Genomic DNA, 13,380 nt, shown 5'->3' on the forward strand with positions numbered 1-13,380 from the left:
GCCAAAGTTCGGCGGCAATGCGCCAGGCTAGGCTAAGCGTCGGGCTAAAGGCGTCGAGCCGCAGCACCTTGCAAAAAAAGCCGGAACATTGCTGTTCCAGCTTTTTCGAATGCAATGCAAGAACTACTCAGCGTCCTTTGCGTCCTTCACTCCGTCCAGGCGCTTGTATAAATCAACGATCTCGCCCGCCAAGTCGCGGAACGTGATGCTGGTCATTAAGTGATCCTGAGAGTGAACCGTCAGCAGGGTGACTTTAGCGTGCTCGCCGTTGGCTTCCGCCGTCAGCATCTTGGTCTGCGAATTGTGCGCGTCGACCAAGAACCCGTCAGCTTCCTTCAGCTTCGCGTCGGCGGTGTCAAAATCGCCCTTCTTTGCTGCCTGGATCGCCTCGAAAGCGGAACTTTTTGCGTTCCCGCCGTTCAAGATGAGGCCCATGATTGCATCCATGTTCTGTTCTTCTTCAGCCATTGCGTTCTCCCGTTATACTTTATTCTTTGCGTTCAGTAAGCGTTTGCGTTTGAGCCTAAATTACTTGCCGGCCTTTTCGATCGAAGACAGCGCTTCCTTGAGGACCTTTTCGCCGTTCATCATGCCGTAGTCCTGCATGTTGATGACTTCAACCGGCATCTTGTCGCCGACCTTGTTTTGGAACTGGCTCAGCAGGTAACGAACCTGAGGCCCGAGCATAAGGATATCTGGGTTCTTCGTGGAAAGCGCGTTGTCAGCGTCTGAGGCAGCGGTTGCAAAAATCTCTGCTTCAACACCGTCAGCGGCGGCAGCCTTTTGCATCTTGGAGACGAGCAGGCTGGTAGACATCCCAGCAGAGCATACCAACATAATTGTTTTTTTGTCAGCCATAATATTAGAACTCCCCTTTATCAAATTTGCGGCTAAAGTTTAACCGCTTTCATTGCTACAATGCTATAATAATACGTGGGTACGAAATAAACAAGTCCCTTGACCTAAAATTTGTTCAGGAGGGGTAACTCATGTATCACGAAATTGCGGAAAAACTGCTCCAAGCCATCCAGTCTGGAGAATACCAAACTAAGCTGCCGACCGAACAGGCCTTGATGAAACAGTTCAACGTCAGTCGCAACACCATTCGCCGCGCGATCGATGTCGTGTACCAGCATGGGTTGCTCCGGCGGGTGCAAGGGTCCGGTTACTACATCAACAACGTGCAGCTGCAAGGCTCGATGACCATCAACTTGTCGATTGGGTCCGGCAAGTCCTTGGCCAAACGGGGGCCTTTGAACTCCAAGGTCGTCACCTTCGACCGCGTTCAGGCCAGCGAGATCCCGCTGGCGCAGACGATGAAGATCCCGGACGACACCGAGCTGTGGCGCATTATTCGCCTGCGCTACTTCAACTCCGTGCTTTACTGTCTGGAAGAGGCCTACTACCTGCGGGACCAGATCCCCTTCATTTCCACCGACGCGCTGGATGATTCGATTTTTGACTTCATCAAGGAGACCTACGACATCGACCCCGAGTCCTCCGACGACTTCCTGTCGCTGAGCACGCTGGGGCCGGACAAGGCGGACCTGATGAACCTGGCGGCGGGCACGTCGCTGCTGACGCTGGCGCAGATCAACTACACCCGCAACAACGTGGTCTTCAACTTCTCGCAGACGGTTTACAGCTACCCGGGCCTGGACTTCTACTTCCACTCCGCCCACCTCAGCAGCAACTGACTCGTCGGCGCATACCAAAAGGGGCGTGGCTCTTTGCCACGCCCCTTTTGGTATCGTTAGCACCCGCCGGCACCTGATTGCCCACCCAGGCGGTTAAGCCTCCTGCGTCGACTGCGCGTACTGATCGGCGTTGCGCCGGCCGGAACGCGCCCGCAGCGCGTACAAAATGGTGATGGTATCGACGACTTCCTGCAGCATCGCCCCGATGATCACCGGGATGACCCCGAAGGCCGCGATCAGCATCAGACCGGTACAGATCCCGATCCCGATCCACACCGCCTCTTTGGCGATGCGCATGGTGTCCTGTGAGATGATGACGGCGCACGCCACCTTCGTGAGGTCGTCGCGCAGGATGACCGCATCGGCGCTCTCGCTGGCCGCCGTCGCGCCGTGCGCGCCCATCGCGATGCCGACGTCGGCCACCGCCAAGGACGGCGCGTCGTTGACCCCGTCGCCGACCATGACCACCGGCCGCTCGCCCTCAGGGGTCTCATCGATGATCTTGATTTTATCCGCGGGCAACTGTTCGCCGTACACCCGGTCCAGGCCGACCTGTTCGGCCACGTGATCGGCGATCGCCTGGTTATCCCCAGAGATCATCAGGGTGTTCGCCACGCCCAGCTCGTGCAGGCCCTTGATGGTCTGCTTGGCCTCCGGGCGGATCCGGTCGGTGAAGGTGATGGTGCCGGCAAACTGGCCGGCCACACTGACGTAGACGGCCGTCGTATCAACGCTGGCCGTCGTGCCGGCAAACCCAGGCTTGCCGACTTTCACGCTTTGGCCAGCCACTTCGGCCTGCACGCCTTGCGCGGTGACTTCCTCGACCGCACTTGCCGCCAAGAGCTGGTCTGCGCCGACCTCACCGACCAAAGAACGCGCCAGGATGTGCGTGGATTGCTGCTCGGCGCTGGCGGCCAGCTTCAGCAGCTGGGCCGGCTCAAAGCCGGGCTGCGGCTGCACCTGATCGACGGCCAATACGCCCTGCGTGATGGTCCCGGTTTTGTCAAAAGCGACGGTCTTGGCCGAGGAAAGCTTCTCCAGCGCCGTCCCCGACTTGACGATGATCCCCGCGCGGCTGGTGCGGCTCATCCCCGACACCATCGCCACCGGCGCCGCCAGGATCAGCGGACAGGGACTGGCCACGACCAGCACCTCGGCGAACCGCAGCGGATTGCCAGTGACCGCCCAGGCGACGCCGGCGATCACGTACGCCAGCAGGGTGAACGGCAGGGCGTAGCGGTCCGCCATGCGGACAAAATGCGCCGGCCGCGCCTCTGACTCCTTGACCAGGCGGACGATCCCCTGGTACTGGCTGTCTTCGGCCCGCTTGGTGACGCGCACCGTCAACGCCGCGTCGCCGTTGACAGTCCCACTCATCAGCTCGTCGTGCGGATTCTTGTCTACCGGCTTGGATTCCCCGGTCAGGCTGGCCTCATCGACCATGCTTGAGCCGGCGGTGACCACCCCGTCGACCGGGACCAGCTCACTGGGCTTGACCACGATCAGGTCACCCACGGCCACGTCATCGACCGCAACGTCTTCCAGCTGATCATCGACCAGCCGGTGCGCCGTCGTCGGGGTATTATCCAGCAGCTGCTTGAGGTCAGAGTTGGCCTTGGTCGCGGCAAAGTCTTCCAAGGCGTCGCCGCCGGTCAGCATGAGCAGGACGATCAACGACGCCCAGTACTCCCCGACCGCCAGCGTGGCCACCACGGCCGTGATGGCCAGCAGGTCCACGCCAAACGAGCCACTTTTCAGCGTCTTGATCATGTCGATCAGCATGAGCAACGCGATCGCCGCGCCGATGACGGTGATCACGAGCTGGGCCCAGCCCGGCTGGTGCAACCCAAACGCCAAAATTAAAGCCACGATCCCAACTGCAACAACGGCCCAGAGCCGCCGATAATTCCTCATCGCACTCACTCCCTTTTTACAGCCTTAATTATAATCGTTCCAATCTGGTAAGTCTAGTCCTGGGGCTGCCCTTTTTGGCTGGACTGCGGGGCCTCTAGCTCCGGCTCGCAGACGACCACGACCGGCCAAGCCACCGTACCCTCGGCAATTAGGTTCTGCAGCCGGCTGAACAGGAACAAGAGCCAGGCAAAACCGATGGCGAAGCCTTGGACCTCAAAGGCAGTCAGGCTCGGGTACCGGAAGAGCCGAAACCCCATGTTCATCAAGAACTCGACGACCCCGACGGCGTAGGACCCCCAAAGGAACTGCTTGGACACCTCTGGCAGCAGCCAGCGCAGCCCAATGATGAGGATCAAGATCAGGGTGACAAGAAATGCGGCGACCTGGTCGTGCAGCACATGAAACTGCGCGTTGTTCGGAAAGACCCCGATCAGGCCTAAGTCGAGCGCCGCCACCGTCAGCAAGAGCCGCAGCGTGGTCAGCCGCCAGGATTTACGATGCTGGGCGTTCAACTGCACGAACAGGTAGTCGACGAGGCTGACCATGATCAGCGCCGTCATCACCAAGGTCAGGTTGAACTGCCAGGCGTTGGAGGCCAGCTTGGTCCCCAGAAAGCTGAGGTTGTACTGCCACCAGCGGCGACTGCCGTTTGAGGCCATCGAGATGACGGCCCCGGAGACGATCACGATCGTCAGCAGGCTCGACAGCGTGGTCGCGTTGATCCGCAGCGCCATTTGGACCATGAAGATGTTGGCCAGGACCATGAACACGAAGAACTGAAGGATCGCCGTGAACGGGTCAAAAATCGTCCCGGGAAACAGGGTCCCCAGCACCCAGAAGATCCCCAGCAGCGCCATGCCTAAGATAATGGCGAAGGCCACCACGATCACCGGGAAGTTCCGCCAGTACACCGCCTTGGAGAAGCGGTTCTCCGGATCGTTGCGCGACTGGATGAAAAAGCCGACGAACAGCCCGATGCCGCATACCACCCCGAAGCCGATGGTGAAACTGGCGATCGACACGCCGCCCGTCATCGGAATGGTGCGCACCCCCAGATACAGCCAGTAGATAAACACGCCGATGGCCGCGATCAGGCTCACGGCGGCGGGCCAGACGAAGGCCGGCCACGACGACCGCAGGCGGTCGCTGGTCGCCGGCTGGATCACGATCCGGTCATTTTTGATGGTCAGCTGCATCGGCGTCTCGAGGTCCCCGCGCAGCTGCGCGTACACCCCGGCCGGCATCGTCACTTTTAATTGGTCTTGCTCTTTCATTATGATTCACCCAAACTTTCTTTCCCCATCATACCGTAACGCGGCGGCAAGATGGGGCCCAGACCACCAAAAAAGCGGCCCGTCAGTTAAGGCGGACCGCTCGGCAGCCACTAGTCAAAGGTTGGAGGCAATGGCTTAGTCAATGTCGATCTGGTGTGGATCTTGCTGCTGCTCGGTGAGCTTTGGCAGGGTGATGGTCAAAACACCCTTGTCGTACGCGGCCTTGATGTTCTGATCGTCGACGTTCGGCAGGCGGTAGCTGCGACTCATTGCGCCATAGCTGCGCTCGCTCATCAGGACGTTGCCTTCCTTGTCGGTGTGATCGTTGAAGGCCTTCTTGTTGACCGAAATGTTCAGAACGTTGTCTTGATAGTTGAGGTGAATGTCCTTCTTGTCGATGCCTGGGACTTCGACCTTGGCCACGTAGTTCTTGTCGTCTTCTTTAATGTCAGTCTTCAGCACCCGGCTCGATTCACTCGGCATGAAGCGATCGAAGAAACGAGAACCCAAGTCGTCAAAGAACGGATCCGCCAACCAGTTGTCACGATTCATCAATTCATTAGCCATGATGCAAAACTTCCTTTCATATCTTTTAGCTGTTTGAGGTACCCAAGGACGGTGGCTGCCGAAGCACCAGCTCCGAAGCTCCTTTCCTTGTTTACATAAAGTATTATGACACCATTTAGCACTCTAGTCAAGAGAGTGCTAACACTTTGTAAAAAAAAGTTCCCACCCCGGAGGCAGGAACGGATGGGTTGGTGTGGAAAAACGCGCAGGGGCGCGGGTTACAGGGCTAAGGGCGGCTCGGTTTGCAGCCTAGTCGCGCTCCGCGAGGTAACGCCCGAGCATCTAACTACGCTCCAAGCCTCGCCGGCAAAGGACGCCGGCAATGCTTGGAGATAGGTTAGCTGTCGGGCTAAGTGCGCCTCGCTACACAGCCTTCTTAGTTGCGCTCCGGTGAGCAACGGGGGAGCATCCAGCTACGCTCTAGGCCTCGCCGGCAAAGGACGCCGGCAATGCTTGGAGCTAGGTTAGCTGTCGGGCTAAGTGCGCCTCGCTACACAGCCTTCTTAGTTGCGCTCCGCGAGGCAACGCCCGAGCACCTAGCTACGCCCAGCACCTCGCCGGCAAAGTACGCCGGCAATGCGCTGGGCTAGGCTAGGTGTCGGGCTAAGTGCGCCTCGCTCCGCAGCCTGTTTAGCAGATCTTTCCGCCCAGAGCCTTCATTTCTTCGCGCCTTGCTGCTTCCTCCTTGGCCAGGGGCTGGGCGCGGGCGATGGTCACGGCGCCGTCCAAGATGCCCGTGTCGTCGCGCAGGTTCAGCATGCCGTTGCGGTAGTCCATGGTCAGGCCGTGGCCCAGGTACGTCAGCTCAAGGGCGCCCGTCGTGAGGTTGAGGTCCGCATTGTTGGCCAGGGCCTCGGCGTAGTCCGGATCCGGCGCATCCGCGATCACTAGCTGGAACTTGTTGCCGATCGCACAGGTGCCGCCGAGCTTTGAATACTTGCTTGAGCCGTCATCCAGCGCCAGCAGCAGCCGCTCGCCAGGGATCAGTTTGGTGGCCAAGTAGTCCTGTGCCGCTTCCTTAATCGTTATTTCCATATCGATCACCCTTTCAACTAAATTGCACGCAACCTTTTATACTTCCATCATACGGGGTCGTTCAGCTCCTGTCAACGAATACTTACCAAAAACTAGCACGCGCTGCGGCCACGCACAGTCGTGCACGGACTATCCCCAGCACTTATCCACACCGGCGCAAATGTTCCCCCCAGCGCTAGTGTTCAGCCGCCCTGTTGACACCAGATTTCGTGGCGCGAAAAATCAAGTGGTTTATTTTTCGGATGGGGTTATCCACTGTTTTGAAGTCCGGCGATTCACAAACCATGGCGTCCAAAAAGCCTTCGCATCAGCCCGCACAAGCGTTTGGTTCACAAAGAAAAAAGTTTATCCACCGTCTTTTCCCCGTCTGTGGATAAGTCTGAGAACAAGCTAAAAAGTGAGTTATGAACACTATCCACAGAGTTATCCACAGGCTGGCCTGTGAGTTATCCTCATGGTGAATTCACACTTGACAACCCCCACCCGAACAATTCCGGCCACCGGCTGTCCAACTACCGGAAATTCCGCAATCCCCTGCTGATTTGGTCAGCGCTTTCGCGAATCACGAGTGATCCGCGATGGGTGCGGACCCTGCACACCTTCACAACAAAAAGCCGTGCATCTCTGCACGGCCTTGGTCTTGCTATTCACTTATCGAGCGGAGTTGCTCGAGGTATCCAGCTGATCCGTTGTCTGGGTCAGTTTTACCTTCACGGTCTGCTTACTGCTGCCGCGGTAGTAGGTAATGGTGATGGTGTTGCCGATGCTGTACTTGTACAGCTCGGTGTGCAGGGTGGCGACACTGTCGACGTTCGTCCCGTTGATCGCGACGATCACGTCGTACTGCTTGAGGCCAGCCTTCTTGGCGATGCTGGTCGAGGTAAAGCCCGCAACGACGACCCCGCTGGTCACACTGGATGGCACCTTCAGGAGGCTCGACTGCTGGCTGGCGGAAACGCTAGCCAGATCGCGCGCTTCAATGCCCAGCGCCGGCCGCACGACCTTGCCGTTGGTGACCAGCTGGTCGATGATGGACACGACTTCGTTACTTGGAATGGCAAAGCCCATCCCCTCGATCGTCGCGTTGGAGTTGCTGGTGCCGGAAAGCTTCATCGAGTTGATACCGATGACCTGCCCGGCCAAGTTGATCAGCGGGCCGCCGGAATTCCCGGAGTTGATCGCCGCGTCGGTTTGGATGACGGTGGCCTGACCGGTGACCTGCCCGGAGTTTTCGTCCGTCACGTCAACGGTGCGGCTAGGGGCGGAGATGATCCCCTGAGTGACCGAGGTCGCGTACTCAGAGCCCAGCGGCGAGCCGATGGCCAGCACGGTTTGGCCGGCCTTGATGGCGCCCGAGTTGCCGAAGCTGGCGACCGTCGTGACCTTGGCCGCGTCGATCGTGAGCACCGCGAGGTCTGAGGTCTCATCGGTGCCGACGAGCTTGGCGGACACCTTGGTCCCGTCAGCCAGGATCACCTCAAGGGCGTCCGAGCCGGCGACGACGTGGTTGTTCGTCACGATGTAGGCCTTGCCGTCCTTTTTCTGGTAGATCACCCCGGAGCCTTCGCTGGCGTCTTCCAGCGTGCTGCCCGAGGACTTGGAGCTTGAATCCGCGTCCGAGTCCCCGAACAAATCGCCGAACGCGTCCAGGCCGCTAGAGGTCGACTGCGTCTTTTGCATGTTCACGACGGAGACGACGGCCTTTTCCACCTTAGAAAAAGCGGTGGAGCTGGCGCTGCTTTGGTTGACGCTGACGTTTGAGACCTGCGTCGTGCCCGGCTTGCCGCTGGTGACCGCCTGCTGGACGGAGCCGCTGGCGTTCTGGCTGACCAGCCCGTACGCGACGCCGCCGCCCACCCCGCCGCCGATGACGGCCGCGATCACGGCGACAAGCGCGAGGTGTTTGAACCCGAACCCGCGCTTTGGCGAGCTCGGTTGCTGATTTGATTCGGAGAAGTTATGTGATTGATTATCCATGTTGATCCCCCCACTTCTTTAATACTCTTTCAGTGTAGGCAATTGGTTTGACGAAAATATGAAAAAGGCTTGGTTTTTCGGCCAAAAAAGTATGGGTTTTTGCCCCACACCGTCGTCTGCACTGCGCTCAGGCGCCTACGGTGAACAGCGGGTCGGCAACCGCCGGGTCCGTGTCCAGGACCTGAAAGTCGTGGCCGACCGCCAGCCCCTGCGCCTTCAGCAGGTTGACCACCGTGACGTGCGCGAGCGGCTTCATGTTGTTATGCGGGGACAGGTGCCCCAGGTAAACGCGCTTGGTCTTCAGCCCGATCACGTCCATGATCGCGTTGGCCCCGTCCTCGTTGCTCAAGTGACCAAAGTCGCCGAGGATCCGCTGCTTAAGCGGCCACGGGTAAGGCCCCTCCCGCAGCATTTCCAGGTCGTGGTTGGTCTCCATCACGTAGGCGTCCGCGTCTCTGATCGTCCCTTCGACGCGGTCGGAGACGTAGCCGGTGTCAGTCACAATGGCGAAGCGCTTGCCGTCGTGCTGGAACTGGTAAAACTGGGCCTGCGCGGCGTCGTGCGAGACGCCGAAGCTCTCGACGTCAAGGTCGCCGAGGTCGAGCTGGCTGCCTTCGTCAAACACGCGCAGCTGGTCCGGCGGCAAGGTGCCCACACTTTTCGGCAGCGCGGCGAACGTCGGGGCGTTCGCGTACACCGTCAGGTTCGGGTACCGGCGGGCCAGCACGCCCACGCCGCGGCAGTGATCGGTGTGCTCATGCGAAATAAACACCGAGTCGACGTCTTTCAAGTCGCGGCCGATGCTGTGCAGTAAGTCGTTGAGCTTCTTGCCGGACAAGCCGGCGTCCATCAGCACGTGATGCTGCGGGGTTTCAATGTAAGTCGCGTTGCCCGAACTGCTTGATGCCAGTACGGACACGCGCATGCCAAAATCTTCTGTCAATCTGCTCACTCTTTTCGCGGCTATTGTACCATACGCACTCGGCGGGCCAAACGCAGCCGGCTTCGAGGGGGGGAAAACTGAGACGCCAAGTGCCACCAAGATAAGCTTTACGAGACACGGCAAAAAGTTGCAGTGGCTTCGACAATTCGCCTTATTATTTTGGTTCCTTCTGAAGCGTTTTAAAAATAACCTTTATCTAATGTATCTGATTCGTATTGTTTGACCCCATAGAAGTAACCTTCGTAGACTAACTATAGAGATGAAACGAGTCTCAGTACAAATGACACGCCAGCAATTGAGAGGGTGATGGAAATGAAGAAAATTATTAGTTTACTCAGCTTAGTGACAGTATTGTGCGGGATTGGATCCGTTTCCGTTGTGAATGCATCGACAGTTGATGAAGCAAATATTCCTGCACAAACTGTCGATACACCAGCGACAGACGAGACAGATTCCACCTTTGTACTAGAGGCCTATGTCCACGTAGCGGATCTTAGCGGTGTCGCACGGTTTGGCCATATCCCGTATACAAAAGCTCGCCTGACATTAGTGGGTACCCGCCAAGATAAGAATAACACGTATTATTTATACGAAGATGGGAATCATATTCCATATGACGGTCAAGCCTACGTCGAAGACTAACTGACCCGGTCTGATGTTAGTGTAATAGTTAGTGTAATAGTTAGCGAAAAGGGGGCCTATTAAGCCGCCCCTTTTTTGGCATTACTATTTTGCCCATCTAGTCAACTGTCATTTCGACGGATCGCTGAGAACTTAGTAACGGTCCGGAAAGCAAAGATGTGCTCCTCTGCAAAACCCTGTTCACCGTATGTTAATGCTCCTTTTGCTCATCCGTGGCCCTAGTTCGAAATTTAATCATGATCCCCCCTATGCCCCAAAGGAAGAGACTCCAAACAATTAAAGTACCTGCCCAGCAAAGTGTCGACATTGGGCCAAAGTCACCTGCCTGATAGAAAAGCTGCGGGATGACATTGAAGCTGACGGGTAAAAACGTCCGCAAGCTGGCCGGAATCATCTGCAGCAAGTAAAGCTGCCGGGAAAATGCAATGACTAACAAGAGAAACACACACATCACTGTACTCCTGGATACATGACTAAACACAAAAGCCAAACCGGCAATAAACACAGCCCACAAGGTAACCAGTAGCCACCAGCGTGCAAAGTACTGCCAAATTGGTATCAGAACCGTGTCACCCTTGATGACTGTGGCAATTGGGTAACGCAGGTCTCCAAGCGCGTGATCAGGGTCTGCCGCAATAGCTGCCACAGCGACTACCAGAGCTAATAGGAAGACCAAACTGATTGCAATAACTAGTACTGTTGCGCGCTTTAGATGATAACCTAACTCTGACTTGGGCAACGTACGAACGAAGGTATAGGTACCGCGGCGGTAATCATTGGTGAAAAGGTCACCAAAGCACACACACATACCCCCAATGCAAAGTAGCAACGCTAAGCTTGTATTTCGATCATACCAAAAATCCTTACCAAACCCATAAGCTCCAAGGGAACCAGCAATCACGTTTACCGCGTCACTACGAACGCTAACAAGCGGTGTCGCATTGATTCTACGATGAACCAAGTATTGATAAGGTATTTCAGTCACCATACCGCTTTGAAAGTTCAGAGAATCATGGAGGCTAAATTGATACGGGTCTCTTCTCCCATAATCCAAGATTGCCAGCACATGCCTGTTAACGGCACGATAGTTCTTTCGATTCAGCGCTTTTGCAACGCCAACATAATGATTACGAAGATCCGTTTGCTGCTCGCTTGGCATACCCGGCACTGATGACTTCGCATACGACTTTATTGGGAGCTTGAGTGATTCCTCGTAATATCTGATAGACCGGCTGGTTGAGGTCGGCTGCTCTGGCCATGCCGTAATATCATGCCGCGCGGGGAGATAAATCATCATAAACAGCGCAATGAAGAAGAGCCCCAACCAGGTCCACCGCATGCGTTTAATATCTAGTCGCAGCCCAGCCATTTGCTTGCCCCCCTAATCAGCTTCTCTTCTGCCACTAATCAAAGCAACTGGCGCCGATGCACGATCAGACCCGCCGCGCCCACCAAGATTGAGGCACCGGCAAGAAGCACCACGATCCCACCACCATACCCAAGACTAGGCCAAGCCGCAGTGTGCAGGATCAGCCCCGAGTAATCGAAGTAGGCGGATGGCAGGAACTTCGCCGCGCCGCTTAGTGCCTTGCTGCCAAGGACCGGCGCACTGCCGGTGAGCAGCACCAAGGCATCGGCGACCAGAACGGTGCCCATGTCGCTGGCAACCAAGCTGACCAGCGCACTCAGCGCCACGAAGAACGAGAACACCGCGATCAGCGCGCTGAGGAGCAACACCAGAAAATGCCCCAGCAGCATAATTTCGGCCTGCTGGCCATCTGGTGAGTACGCAATGGGGTACTGGAAGCTGCCCCAGCCGGCACCCAGCCCGACCACCAGGTACACGGCCAGCGCACTGAGGCCAAACAGCGGCAGGGCGAGCGTGAAGGCGACGCCCATTTTGGCGAGCAGCACCTTCGTCTTGTTCATAGGCAGCGTGTTGGTCACGCTGAGGTTGCCCTCGCGCTGGTCCGTGGTGAAGAACTCCGCTAGCCACACAATGAACACGGCGATGATCAGCAGCGGCGAGACGTGGTAAAGCAGGGCATTGGCGACATAATTCGCGGCGGGGGGTTTGACCGCCGCCACGGGGATCTCGCGCATGTGGTGCTGATACAGATATCTGTATACCGCGACGTCTTTCTTGCGCTCGATCAGCTTGTGGCTGGTGGGCTTACCCTGGTACTTGATCAGCTGAAGTGGCACCTGCGGATCCTTTTCAGTTGCCCGCAGACTGTACTTGGCGTGGGCCAGCACCGCCTTATTCACCTCGTTAACATCGGCAGAAAGCCCCCCGGCGGTCGCCAAGGTGATCTGGTCGAGGTAATACTTCTCCTGATTTTTTTGCTTGAGTGCCGCCTTCACCGACGCCGATGCCGGCTTCACCTTTTTCAGGTCATTGATCGTCTTCGCGACCGCTTCATCGGCGGTGGCGTAGGCGCTGTACTGGGTCGCTTGCGTGGTGTCCAGCTGACCATAGTGACTAAAGGAGGTGCCCATCAAAAGGAGAAAAAAAGCCGCCGCAATCACAATGTTGGTGACTGAGTGCAGGCTTCGCTTCAGCGTCAGGCGATACTGTGCCCCCATCTCAAGCACCTGCCTTCGGGAAGAAGTGGTTGTAAACACCCATCATGTCCTGACCGGTGTTTGCCACGTCATGCAGGGTCTGGTCCTTGAGAAAGAAGACGTGGTCACAGGTGCGCCCAACGCTATCCATTTGGTGAGAGGAGATGACCAGGCTCTTGCCCTTCTCCTTGAGTTGCAGGAACACCTCCTCGAATTCCTGAATGCTGGTGGGATCCAGCCCGTTCAGCGGTTCATCGATCAGCATGGTTTGCGCGTCGCTGATGATGTACATCGCTAGCAGGACGTGCTGCTTCATGCCCAGGGAGAGGTCCTTGATGACCTTCTTGTAGTAACCGCCCATGCCCAGGCTTTCGACCACTGGGGTAATTTCCACTTGGGAATGCCAGACCTCCTTAACGTAGGTCAGGTGATCTCGCACGGTCAGATCCTGGTACAGCTGGTTGGAATTCTCCAGGAAAAACAACTGCTTCAGGTAGGCGATGCGCTTGCCGTGCAGCTTGAGCCCGTTCAGCGTCAGCGTGTCCGCCCCGGCCGGCAGCAGACCGCACAAAAGCTTGAGCAGCGTGGTCTTGCCGGTGCCGTTTGGCGCCACTAGGCCAACGATCTCGCCGTCCTGCACCGTGAAGCTGAGGTGCTGGAAGATCTGTTGGTCTTTGTACGTAAACGAAAGATCCTTCACCGTTAACATCGCAGTCGCCCCACCCTATTTTCTAACCATCGTATCACATAAGTAAGCCCTTTCACA

General features: G+C 57.1%; 13 protein-coding genes. 2 read left to right on the forward strand and 11 right to left on the reverse strand.

Annotated features, from left to right (window positions below; all coding sequences use genetic code 11):
* Nucleotides 1-123: 123 nt before the first annotated feature.
* Nucleotides 124-468 carry a PTS lactose/cellobiose transporter subunit IIA gene (locus EKM85_RS06595; RefSeq protein WP_125585480.1) on the reverse strand — a complete coding sequence of 115 codons (345 nt, stop codon included), beginning with the start codon at nt 466-468 and terminating at the stop codon, nt 124-126.
* 60 nt (nt 469-528) lie between these two features.
* Nucleotides 529-858 carry a PTS sugar transporter subunit IIB gene (locus EKM85_RS06600; RefSeq protein WP_125585481.1) on the reverse strand — a complete coding sequence of 110 codons (330 nt, stop codon included), beginning with the start codon at nt 856-858 and terminating at the stop codon, nt 529-531.
* Between the two features lie 131 nt (nt 859-989).
* Here EKM85_RS06600 and EKM85_RS06605 point away from each other — a divergent pair, with 131 nt between their 5' ends.
* A complete protein-coding gene (locus tag EKM85_RS06605) occupies nt 990-1,697 on the forward strand; it encodes a GntR family transcriptional regulator (RefSeq protein ID WP_125585482.1) in 708 nt (235 codons plus the stop codon).
* 93 nt (nt 1,698-1,790) lie between these two features.
* On the opposite strand, the gene EKM85_RS06610 is transcribed toward EKM85_RS06605, so the two are convergent.
* The 6 genes from EKM85_RS06610 to EKM85_RS06635 all read right to left on the reverse strand — a co-directional run bounded on the left by EKM85_RS06610 (nt 1,791) and on the right by EKM85_RS06635 (nt 9,389).
* Entirely contained in the window at nt 1,791-3,611 is a 1,821-nt protein-coding gene (locus EKM85_RS06610; RefSeq protein ID WP_125585483.1) for a heavy metal translocating P-type ATPase, read from the reverse strand.
* Nucleotides 3,612-3,664: 53 nt separating this feature from the next.
* The gene (locus EKM85_RS06615; protein ID WP_225418947.1) at nt 3,665-4,885 is read right to left on the reverse strand and encodes a hypothetical protein; all 1,221 of its coding nucleotides are present in this window, start codon (nt 4,883-4,885) and stop codon (nt 3,665-3,667) included.
* A 135-nt stretch (nt 4,886-5,020) separates the two neighbouring features.
* Entirely contained in the window at nt 5,021-5,452 is a 432-nt protein-coding gene (locus EKM85_RS06620; protein WP_125585484.1) for an Hsp20/alpha crystallin family protein, read from the reverse strand.
* A gap of 630 nt (nt 5,453-6,082) precedes the next feature.
* Nucleotides 6,083-6,487, reverse strand: a complete 405-nt coding sequence (locus EKM85_RS06625) for an iron-sulfur cluster biosynthesis family protein (RefSeq protein ID WP_125585485.1) — start codon at nt 6,485-6,487, stop codon at nt 6,083-6,085.
* Between the two features lie 651 nt (nt 6,488-7,138).
* Entirely contained in the window at nt 7,139-8,464 is a 1,326-nt protein-coding gene (locus EKM85_RS06630; protein ID WP_125585486.1) for a S1C family serine protease, read from the reverse strand.
* A 127-nt stretch (nt 8,465-8,591) separates the two neighbouring features.
* Nucleotides 8,592-9,389: an MBL fold metallo-hydrolase gene (locus EKM85_RS06635; RefSeq protein ID WP_164510700.1), complete on the reverse strand. Its 798-nt coding sequence runs from the start codon at nt 9,387-9,389 to the stop codon at nt 8,592-8,594.
* 330 nt (nt 9,390-9,719) lie between these two features.
* Between EKM85_RS06635 and EKM85_RS06640 the strand changes: the two genes are divergently transcribed.
* A complete protein-coding gene (locus EKM85_RS06640) occupies nt 9,720-10,049 on the forward strand; it encodes a hypothetical protein (protein WP_125585488.1) in 330 nt (109 codons plus the stop codon).
* Between the two features lie 190 nt (nt 10,050-10,239).
* On the opposite strand, the gene EKM85_RS06645 is transcribed toward EKM85_RS06640, so the two are convergent.
* Genes EKM85_RS06645 through EKM85_RS06655 form a run of 3 tightly spaced genes read right to left on the reverse strand, consistent with a single transcriptional unit; the run spans nt 10,240 to nt 13,323 of the window.
* Complete coding sequence (locus EKM85_RS06645; protein ID WP_125585489.1) at nt 10,240-11,418, reverse strand: hypothetical protein; 1,179 nt, start codon at nt 11,416-11,418, stop codon at nt 10,240-10,242.
* Nucleotides 11,419-11,456: 38 nt separating this feature from the next.
* Entirely contained in the window at nt 11,457-12,635 is a 1,179-nt protein-coding gene (locus EKM85_RS06650) for a hypothetical protein (protein ID WP_125585490.1), read from the reverse strand.
* 1 nt (nt 12,636) lies between these two features.
* Nucleotides 12,637-13,323, reverse strand: coding sequence for an ATP-binding cassette domain-containing protein (locus EKM85_RS06655; RefSeq protein ID WP_125585491.1), 687 nt, complete (start codon nt 13,321-13,323; stop codon nt 12,637-12,639).
* Nucleotides 13,324-13,380: the final 57 nt, after the last annotated feature.

It is taken from the genome of Lacticaseibacillus jixianensis, assembly GCF_003946485.1.
GTDB lineage: Bacteria > Bacillota > Bacilli > Lactobacillales > Lactobacillaceae > Lacticaseibacillus > Lacticaseibacillus jixianensis.

Excerpts from the sequence above, each read along its gene's own strand:
- EKM85_RS06595 (WP_125585480.1), bottom strand. The coding sequence starts at position 468 with ATGGCTGAAGAAGAACAGAACATGGATGCAATCATGGGCCTCATCTTG.
- EKM85_RS06600 (WP_125585481.1), bottom strand. The coding sequence starts at position 858 with ATGGCTGACAAAAAAACAATTATGTTGGTATGCTCTGCTGGGATGTCT.
- EKM85_RS06605 (WP_125585482.1), top strand. The coding sequence starts at position 990 with ATGTATCACGAAATTGCGGAAAAACTGCTCCAAGCCATCCAGTCTGGA.
- EKM85_RS06610 (WP_125585483.1), bottom strand. The coding sequence starts at position 3,611 with ATGAGGAATTATCGGCGGCTCTGGGCCGTTGTTGCAGTTGGGATCGTG.
- EKM85_RS06615 (WP_225418947.1), bottom strand. The coding sequence starts at position 4,885 with ATGAAAGAGCAAGACCAATTAAAAGTGACGATGCCGGCCGGGGTGTAC.
- EKM85_RS06620 (WP_125585484.1), bottom strand. The coding sequence starts at position 5,452 with ATGGCTAATGAATTGATGAATCGTGACAACTGGTTGGCGGATCCGTTC.
- EKM85_RS06625 (WP_125585485.1), bottom strand. The coding sequence starts at position 6,487 with ATGGAAATAACGATTAAGGAAGCGGCACAGGACTACTTGGCCACCAAA.
- EKM85_RS06630 (WP_125585486.1), bottom strand. The coding sequence starts at position 8,464 with ATGGATAATCAATCACATAACTTCTCCGAATCAAATCAGCAACCGAGC.
- EKM85_RS06635 (WP_164510700.1), bottom strand. The coding sequence starts at position 9,389 with ATGCGCGTGTCCGTACTGGCATCAAGCAGTTCGGGCAACGCGACTTAC.
- EKM85_RS06640 (WP_125585488.1), top strand. The coding sequence starts at position 9,720 with ATGAAGAAAATTATTAGTTTACTCAGCTTAGTGACAGTATTGTGCGGG.
- EKM85_RS06645 (WP_125585489.1), bottom strand. The coding sequence starts at position 11,418 with ATGGCTGGGCTGCGACTAGATATTAAACGCATGCGGTGGACCTGGTTG.
- EKM85_RS06650 (WP_125585490.1), bottom strand. The coding sequence starts at position 12,635 with ATGGGGGCACAGTATCGCCTGACGCTGAAGCGAAGCCTGCACTCAGTC.
- EKM85_RS06655 (WP_125585491.1), bottom strand. The coding sequence starts at position 13,323 with ATGTTAACGGTGAAGGATCTTTCGTTTACGTACAAAGACCAACAGATC.